Annotated in this window: 1 protein-coding gene; it reads left to right on the forward strand. The window is 37.8% G+C overall.

Translation table 11 applies throughout. The features are described from left to right. Nucleotides 1-256: 256 nt before the first annotated feature. Nucleotides 257-1682, forward strand: a 1426-nt coding sequence (locus tag RB298_RS00120) for a S8 family serine peptidase (protein ID WP_486045151.1), incomplete at its 3' end; no start/stop codon positions are given.

Below are 1682 nucleotides of genomic sequence, written 5' to 3' on the forward strand. Positions count from 1 at the left end.
TTACTCATCCTTTCGCTTTTCACCTTTATTATAGAAAAATTTTACTCTTTATTAGTTGACGCATCAAATAATAAGGTTCTTTTATGCGATAAATGAGCTATAAAGCTCTTTTGAAACCCTTAATTTGGTTATTGTTTGTGAAATATAACCTCCTTCTTATTTTAAATACTCGTAATCTATTAGAAAAACTTGGAATTTAAAAGAGTATGTAATAAGATAGTATATGATAAATATTTCCATATATAGGAGGAGACATATGCAAAAGAAAATTCTACATACGGTGCTTTCACTTGCAGTAGGAGCAGGAATATTTGTCGTTGGCGGAGTTCCTACTCAAGCTAAGAGCCAAGATCAAAAGGTGAGTAACACATACACAATCGCTTTTAAAAATGGATTGCCAGACAACTATCAAGAGATTATTCAAAAAGCTGGTGGCAAAGTGACTAAATCGCTTCCTGAAGTAGGAGGAATAGAAGCTCAATCTGAACAGGCTTCTTTTCTTAATAATTTAAAAGGGAATTCTTCAATCGAAGCTGCTAACAGAGAAATTCCTCTAAGCTTGGAAAAAACAGCAGTTAGTTCTTATAACTATCAGTCTAGTATTATCAGTTCACAGAATGCAGAGGATTATTGGGACTCTCAGTGGGATATTCAACGAGTGACAAATGGCGGAAAATCTTATGATGTAGAAACAGGCGGATATAAAAATAAAGACGGTAGTACAACTCATAAAGCAGTGGTGGGAGTAATCGATACGGGTATTGATGCATCTCATCCTGATTTAAAAAATAATATACTAGGTGGACGTAATCTTGTTCCGGCTGGAATGGACGAATCTGAAACTGGAGATCCCGCAGATATAAAAGATCGTAATGGACACGGTACGCATGTTGCCGGGATCATCGGAGCGAATGGAAAAGTAAAAGGAGTAGGACCAGAACTTGGAATACGTTCTTATCGCGTACTGTATTCAGAGCAAGCTCTTGGAATGCCTGCTTGGATTATAGACGGAATTATTGCCGCAACCAATGATAAAGTCGATGTTATTAATATGTCTCTTCGTTTCTATAATAATAACAAAATGACTATTGAAGGAGAAAGTTATAAATCAATTGCTGAAACCCTTCTTTGGAAAAGAGCCATTCAGTACGCCGTAAAAAATGGCGTAACGGTCGTAGCTGGTAGCGGAAATGAAAGTTTGAATTTAGATAATAAAAAGGAAGTAAATGATTTCTTAAATACTTTGTATGAACCGTATGGAATAAGTGTCAAAGGTCCTGCAACTGTCGTGCCGGCACAAATGCCAGGAGTGATTAATGTCTCGGCTTCTACAAAATGGTCTAATCAGCAGCTTGCTTTCTACTCTAACTATGGAAACAGTGCCATTGATGTGGCGGCACCAGGAGGAGATTATGGAGAGAAATATGCAAAAAACAATGATCCTGCAGCAGCTGATCCAAGCAATTTAATTCTAAGTACATGGCCTACTTATTTAGGGACTTCCTATGAGTTAAACGCCGGTACTTCCATGGCAACTCCTCAAGTAGCTGGAATTGCAGGAGTTCTTAAAGCCGCTCATCCTGAGTATAAACCCGCTCAAGTAACAGCACGTATGAAGCAAACAGCTGTTGACTATGGAAAAAAAGGACACGACGCTTTATTTGGTTCAGGAGAAGCAAATG

This window comes from Priestia sp. BR_2 (assembly GCF_041954005.1).
GTDB classification, from domain to species: Bacteria; Bacillota; Bacilli; order Paenibacillales; family Paenibacillaceae; genus Paenibacillus_AQ; species Paenibacillus_AQ lautus_A.